Source organism: Mesorhizobium sp. M1E.F.Ca.ET.041.01.1.1 (genome assembly GCF_003997355.1).
GTDB lineage: Bacteria > Pseudomonadota > Alphaproteobacteria > Rhizobiales > Rhizobiaceae > Mesorhizobium.
This window is the reverse complement of sequence record NZ_RZSL01000347.1, coordinates 1-6,734: the sequence shown is the minus strand read 5'-3', so window position 1 is coordinate 6,734 and position 6,734 is coordinate 1. Positions and strand designations below refer to the sequence as shown.

At 63.5% G+C, this 6,734-nt stretch carries 7 protein-coding genes and 1 tRNA gene; 3 read left to right on the top strand and 5 right to left on the bottom strand.

The features are described from left to right. Positions 1-897: glutamate 5-kinase (gene proB / locus EOA38_RS24045; RefSeq protein ID WP_127300399.1), on the bottom strand; the 897-nt coding region annotated here is incomplete at its 3' end. Beyond that, positions 894-1,931, bottom strand: a complete 1,038-nt coding sequence (obgE, locus tag EOA38_RS24040) for a GTPase ObgE (protein WP_127300398.1) — start codon at positions 1,929-1,931, stop codon at positions 894-896. The genes obgE and proB, both read right to left, overlap by 4 nt. Before the next feature lie 204 nt (positions 1,932-2,135). Here obgE and EOA38_RS24035 point away from each other — a divergent pair, with 204 nt between their 5' ends. Beyond that, a complete protein-coding gene (locus EOA38_RS24035; protein WP_127300397.1) occupies positions 2,136-2,999 on the top strand; it encodes an endonuclease/exonuclease/phosphatase family protein in 864 nt (287 codons plus the stop codon). Between the two features lie 28 nt (positions 3,000-3,027). On the opposite strand, the gene EOA38_RS24030 is transcribed toward EOA38_RS24035, so the two are convergent. From EOA38_RS24030 to rplU, 3 genes are all read right to left on the bottom strand, one after another. Next, a complete protein-coding gene (locus EOA38_RS24030; protein ID WP_126091374.1) occupies positions 3,028-3,615 on the bottom strand; it encodes a GNAT family protein in 588 nt (195 codons plus the stop codon). A gap of 125 nt (positions 3,616-3,740) precedes the next feature. Beyond that, on the bottom strand, positions 3,741-4,010 hold the full coding sequence (gene rpmA, locus EOA38_RS24025; RefSeq protein ID WP_059189273.1) for a 50S ribosomal protein L27: 270 nt from the start codon (positions 4,008-4,010) through the stop codon (positions 3,741-3,743). A gap of 98 nt (positions 4,011-4,108) precedes the next feature. Next, positions 4,109-4,807: a 50S ribosomal protein L21 gene (rplU, locus tag EOA38_RS24020; protein ID WP_126091373.1), complete on the bottom strand. Its 699-nt coding sequence runs from the start codon at positions 4,805-4,807 to the stop codon at positions 4,109-4,111. 326 nt (positions 4,808-5,133) lie between these two features. On the opposite strand from rplU, the gene EOA38_RS24015 reads away from it, so the two are divergent. Both EOA38_RS24015 and EOA38_RS24010 read left to right on the top strand, forming a co-directional pair. Further along, positions 5,134-5,223: transfer RNA gene (locus tag EOA38_RS24015), tRNA-Ser, on the top strand. Positions 5,224-5,337: 114 nt separating this feature from the next. Continuing rightward, positions 5,338-6,660 carry an integrase gene (locus tag EOA38_RS24010; protein ID WP_126057794.1) on the top strand — a complete coding sequence of 441 codons (1,323 nt, stop codon included), beginning with the start codon at positions 5,338-5,340 and terminating at the stop codon, positions 6,658-6,660. Positions 6,661-6,734: the final 74 nt, after the last annotated feature.

Below are 6,734 nucleotides of genomic sequence, written 5' to 3'. Positions count from 1 at the left end.
CGGCCGAGCGCCAATCCGGTGAAGGGTTACAAGACCTGGATCGCCGGGCAGCTCGAGCCGGCCGGCCGGCTCGAGCTGCCCGGCGATCCAGGTCTTGTAACCCTTCACCGGATTGGCGCTCGGCCGGAAGAAGGTGGCGCGCTCGCCGCGTTCGATCGCCATCAGCGGCGACAGCCGCGTGCCGGCGGTGATGATCATCGCCGTGCCGGCGGCGTTGGCGATCTTGCCGGCGTCGAGTTTCGTCCGCATGCCGCCGCGCGACAGTTCGGAAGCGGCCGCTCCCGCCATCGCTTCGATGTCGGGGGTGATGCGGTCGACCATCGGGATGAACCTGGCCTGCGGATCCTTGGCCGGCGGCGCCGTATAAAGCCCATCGATGTCGGAGAGCAGCACCAGGAGATCGGCGCCCATCATGGTGGCGACCCGCGCGGCCAGCCGGTCATTGTCGCCATAGCGGATTTCCGAGGTCGCCACCGTGTCGTTCTCGTTGATGACCGGCACCGCCTTCATCTTGAGCAAGGTCGAGATCGTGGCGCGCGCGTTGAGGTAGCGCCGGCGCTCCTCGGTGTCGCCGAGCGTGAGCAGGATCTGGCCCGATTTCAGCCCGTTCCTGCCGAGCGCGTCCGACCAGGCGCCGGCGAGCGCGATCTGGCCCACGGCGGCGGCGGCCTGGCTTTCCTCGAGCTTCAGCGCGCGCTTGCCGAGGCCCAGGATGGTGCGGCCGAGCGCGATGGCGCCCGAGGAGACGACGAGCACCTCCGCGCCGGCTTTGGCGAGCGCCGCGATGTCGTCGGCTAAAGAGGTCAGCCAGTCGCGCTTCAGCCCGCTCGTGCGGTCGACCAGCAGTGCCGAGCCGATCTTCACGGTGATGCGCCGGTATGATTTCAGCGATTTCATGGGTTTTGCTGCCAGCGCGTGTCGACTGGAGCGGGAACGGCGTCGCGTGCTTTGGCGACCACGGCCATCAGCGCGCGCTGAACCGCCTCGACGCCTTCGCCGGTGACGGCCGACAACAGCATCGGCGCGCGGCCGGCGGCGCGCTTCAGCGACGCCGCCTTCTTCTTGCGGGCATCCGCGTCGAGGATATCGACCTGGGAAAGCGCGACGATCTCGACCTTGTCGGTCAGCCCATGACCATAGGCCTCCAGCTCGCCGCGCACGGTCTTGTAGGCTTTGCCTGGATTCTCCTCCAGCGCCGAGACGAGGTGGAGAAGCACGCGCGTGCGCTCGACATGGCCGAGGAAGCGGTCGCCGATGCCGACGCCCTCATGCGCGCCCTCGATCAGGCCTGGAATGTCGGCCAGCACGAATTCGCGGCCGTCGATGCGGGCGACGCCGAGGCCGGGATAGAGCGTGGTGAACGGATAATCGGCGATCTTCGGCTTGGCCGCGGTGACGGCGGCGAGGAAGGTCGACTTGCCGGCATTGGGCATGCCGACGAGGCCGGCGTCGGCGATCAGCTTCAGCCGAAGCCAGATGCTGAGCTCCTCGCCCGGCTGTCCCGGATTGGCGCGGCGCGGCGCCTGGTTGGTCGAGGTCTTGAAATGCTGGTTGCCGAAGCCGCCATTGCCGCCCTTGGCGAGCAGGAAGCGCTGGCCGACCTCGGTCAGGTCGCAGATCAGCGTCTCGTTGTCCTCGGCAAACACCTGGGTGCCGGCCGGTACCTTGAGCGTAACGTCGGCGCCCTTGGCGCCGGTCATGTTGCGGCCCATCCCGTGCATGCCGGTCTTGGCCTTGAAATGCTGCTGGTAGCGATAGTCGATCAGCGTGTTCAGCCCGTCGACCGCCTCGGCCCATACATCGCCGCCGCGACCGCCGTCGCCGCCGTCCGGACCGCCGAACTCGATGAATTTCTCGCGGCGGAAGGACACCGAACCGGCGCCGCCGTCGCCGGAACGGATGTAAACTCGGGCTTGATCGAGGAATTTCATCGGAATTTTTCAGGTTTCTGCTGATTGCCTTGCGCGATTGCTCTAAACCAAGGCGGGGCCAAGGGCGAGGCTGTTTTGTGACGAAAGCGCCGGCACAAGCTTTTGCACGCACCACGAACGCGTTGGCACTGCCCGGTTGCGATTGATCCCGCGCGACGATCGCTTCCGGTTTTCGCGGTTCCGCGTTGGTGTTGGAGTACCGGAATGCAGCTCGTCACCTACAACATCCAGTACGGCATCGGCCTCGACGGCAAATACGATGTCGGCCGCATTGCCGACGCCGTGCGCGGCGCCGATGTCATCGCCCTGCAGGAGGTGACCCGCAACAACCCGCGCAACGGCGATCGCGACATGGTGGCCGAGATCGGCGAGGCACTGCCGGATTACTTCGCTGCCTACGGCAGCAATTTCGAGGTCAATGTCGGCTCGCGCCTCGACACCGGCCGCGCCGTCACCCGCACCTTCCAGCTCGGCAACATGGTGCTGTCGAAGACGCCCATTCATCTGTCGCGCAATCTCCTTTTGCCGCGCAGCCGCAGCCTCGAGGCGATGAACTGCCAGCGCGGGGCGCTCGAGGCGCTGATCGAGACGCCGCTCGGCTTCGTCCGCTTCTATTCCACCCATCTCGACCACCGCAGCCCGGTCGAGCGCCAGAGCCAGATCCGCTTCCTGCGCCAGCGCCTGTTGAACTACGCGCTGGAAGGCGGCGGCCTTTCCGGCATTCCCGAGATCGGCCTGCCGGACCTGCCCTATCCGGAGGCCTTCATCGTCATGGGAGACTTCAACATGCTGCCCGGATCGCCCGAATATGTCGAACTCGCCGGCCGCGCGGACCATGAATTCGGCATGCCGCTGACCGCCGATCTCGCCGTCGACGCCGCCCAGCGCCTTGGCGCTTCCGGCCTCGTCACCTCTGTCGATCCAAAGCGGCCCGACGATGCCAGCCGCTACAAATGCATCGACTACGTCTTCACCAGCGCTTCGCTGGCCAAATCGCTGAAGCGCCTCTGGGTCGACCGGCAGGCGGTCGGCTCCGATCATCTGCCGGTCTGGGTCGAAATGGGCTGACCTTTGACCTTGGTTCGAGGCCCGGCGCCTAGAAATGCACCCAGTTGCGTAGGCTCGTCCACGTCTTGCGATCCAGCCGGTAGCGCTCGACAGGCACCTGGCCGGCGACGATCGAATTCAGCATCCCCTGGCCGGCATACTGGAAACCGCACTTGTGGATGACCCGGCGCGAGGCCGGATTGATGACCCTGGTCGAGGCATGCAGGACCTGGATCGAGGTTCTCTGGAAGGCGAGATCGACCAGCGCGTGCGCGGCTTCCGTCGCATAGCCGCGCTTCCAGTAGGGCTCGCCGATCCAGTAGCCGAGCTCCAGCCCGCGATCGGTGGTGTTGAGCCCCGCGCAGCCGACGAAGGTTCCGGTTCCGGCCAGCGTCAGCGCATAGACGATGCCGGCGCGGCGTGACGAAGCCATGGCAAGGAAGGCTCTGGCTTCGGCCTCGCCGTAAGGATGCGGCATACGGGCCAGCATTTCGGCGACGTGGCGGTTGTCGGCGAGCGCCATCAATTGCTCGAGATCGTTCTCGCGCGGCGCGCGCATGACCAGGCGCTCGGTGGTGAGCACCGGGCAGTCTATCGCGTAACTTTCGTCGTCGGTGTCTTCCGCTTCGGCAACCATTTTAGTCCTCCAGGGCATAAGAAAAATAAAAAGGAGAGATGGAAGCCCATCTCTCCTGATCCTTTTCCTGGCCTGGCCAGACACCGGTTCCCGAGATGGGCGCCGGTGTTATGGTGCGGAACCGGCTACTCCGCTGCTTTGGTGATCGGGTTTACCGAGACGTAGGTTCGGCCGTTGGCTTTCTTGTTGAAGGCGACTGCGCCTGCTTCGAGTGCGAAAAGGGTGTGGTCCGTGCCCATGCCGACGTTGGTGCCCGGATGCCATTGCGTGCCGCGCTGACGAATGATGATGTTGCCGGCAACGACGGCTTCGCCGCCGAACTTCTTCACGCCGAGCCGCTTGGAGTGCGAGTCGCGACCGTTGCGCGACGAACCGCCAGCTTTCTTGTGTGCCATCTAACTAACTCCGATGCGCCGTGAGGCGCTTGAATTGTCTTATGAACGCGTTCGCGTTCCGTTTCAAGTCGTGCCGGCGACGATTGTCGCCGGTCGTCTTACTTCTTCGCCAGCTCCTTGGCCTGCTCGCGCCAGTCCTTGATCTGGTCGGCGCTGAACGGCATGTGCTCGTCGATCTTGGCGACATCCTTGTCGGTCAGCTTGGCGAGCTGCGCGAAGGTGACGATGCCCTGCTCGGCGAGGTCCTTCGCCGCGACCGGGCCGATGCCCTTGATGACGGTGAGGTCATCCGGCTCGCCCTTCGGCGCCTTGAACAGCGGCGCGGCCTTGGCCTCTTCGCCGGAAGCAGCCTCTGCCTTGGCTTCCTTCTTGGCCTTGGCCTCCTTCGGCGCGGCTTCAGCCTTCGCCTCGGCGGCGACTTCAGCCTTGGCTTCCGGCGCCTTGGCCTCCGGCTTCGCGGCGGCCTTCTTCGCCGGCTTGGCGCCGCCCAGCAGGATCTCGGAGATCCGCACGGTGGTCAGAAGCTGGCGGTGGCCGATCTTGCGGCGCGAATTCTGGCGGCGGCGCTTCTTGAAAGCGATGACCGTGCGGTTCTTGCCCTGCTCGACGACTTCCGCCGTGACCATGGCGCCGTCGACGAACGGCGCGCCGAAGGTGACATTCTCGCCCTCGCCATGCGCGAGCACATTGCCGATCTCGACGATATCGCCGACCTTGGCTTCGACTTTCTCGATCTTCAAGAGATCGTTGGCGGCGACGCGATACTGCTTGCCGCCCGTTTTGATGACTGCGAACATTTTTTGCCTTTCGCTGTTCGGTCGGCCTTGATGAACCGCCTCGAGCGGTTCGGCCGTCTTTTTGTCAGTCTGCGGGTTCAAAAAACAAGCGGCGCGGAGAAACCCCCACGCCGAATGCGGGCTGTCCCTAACCGAAGGTTGCGCGGAAGTCAAGGCGAGCGGGCCTTGCCCTCGCCGACCCGGAGCGACATCGCCGGCAAGGCTGGTCTGCCGCGTCGGCGGTCGCTTCCCGAAGAAGCGGGAAATCGGTCGAATAGGGCCTTGTAACTGCAGCGGTCAGCCGTTATCTAGTGCGCCGCGCCGGCAACGGCCGACCATGACCTCGCGGAGAGGTGGCAGAGTGGTCGAATGCACCGCACTCGAAATGCGGCATACTCGCAAGGGTATCGGGGGTTCGAATCCCTCCCTCTCCGCCATTTAGCTTCCATAATAATCGTTTCCTTTCAAAAGCTTCCTTGTTGCGCTTGACCAGCGCGAAGCGAAACTTATCTTAGACTGTGTAACAAACTGTGTAACATTAGAGAAAGATAATGCGACGTTCCGCAGCGCCAAAGCCGCATAAACGTGAAGGCATCTGGTATCTCGTCCGCAGGGTGCCGAAGGAATTCGCGGCGTTTGATCGCCGCTGCCTAGTACGCATTTCCACGGGCGTCGCCGTGGCTGACGATCCCCGCGGTGTACGGGCGCGAGATGCAGTGCAAAGCCTCGGCGCGGGGCTGGAGGCGTATTGGCGTAGACTGCGGGAAGGCCAATCCGCCGAGGCGGGGCTGCGTTTCGAAGCCGCGAGGAAGCGCGCGCGGTCATTTGGATTGGCCTATCGCTCTAACGAGGAACTAGCAGCGGGGCCGCTCGACGAACTCATGGCCCGTATCAAGCTGCTCCTCGACAAAAAATCGATCGAGGACGCGCAGGACGTCTCGGCCGTCATGGGTGGGGAGAAGCGGCCAGCGGTCCGCCTGAGCGGTCTTATCAAGGAATTCGAGACGATCGAGCAACAGAACTTGCTGACCATGTCGCCTAACCAAATCAAGAAATGGCGTAACCCCAAAAAGCGCGCAGTTGCCAATCTGGTTGGAGTCATTGGCGACAAGGAGATCGCAAGCCTCACTCGGGACGACGCAATCGCGTTCCGCGAGTGGTGGCAAAAGCGGATCGTTGAGGATGGACTTGATATCGGTACGGCCAACAAGGACATCGGCCATGTTTCGAAAATGCTGCGCGTCGTCGATCTGACTCACCAGCTCAAGCTGGAGCCGGTTTTTCGAAACCTGCGTCTTTCCGGCGCCGTCCCCGGGCAACGCGCTGCGTTCACAGCGGAGTTCATTCAGGAGAAGATACTCGCTGAAGGCGCGCTCGACGGACTCAATGACGAAGCCCGCCATCTAATCTATGTGATTGCCGATACCGGACTCAGGCTTTCTGAAGCGGCAAACCTCACCACCGAAACAATCCACCTCGATCAAGAAATCCCGCATGTGCGGGTGCGCCCCAATGGCCGTCGCTTGAAGACCGGTCATTCAGCCCGTGACATTCCCTTGGTTGGCGGCGCACTTGCAGCCATCAAGCTCCATCCGGACGGCTTTCCTCGTTATCGCGACAAGGCCGCGTCACTTTCAGCGCTCGTCAACAAGGTGCTCGCCAGCAAGGAACTTCTGCCGACTTCCGAGCATAGTCTTTATAGCCTGCGACACACTTTCGAGGACCGGCTGACGGCAGTTGAGGCGCCGGAGAAGGTAATTGCTTCTCTGATGGGCCACAAATGGATCCGGCCCAAATACGGCGCGGGACCTTCGTTAGCGCAAAAGCGCGAGTGGCTTCAAAAAATCGCTTTTACCCCGCCCGGGCGAATGTGATTGCGGCGCCATCCAGGCCTTGAGAACCAACCTCACGGCTCCAGCTGTCCGAGCCATTTAGGTTGAGCGTGGCC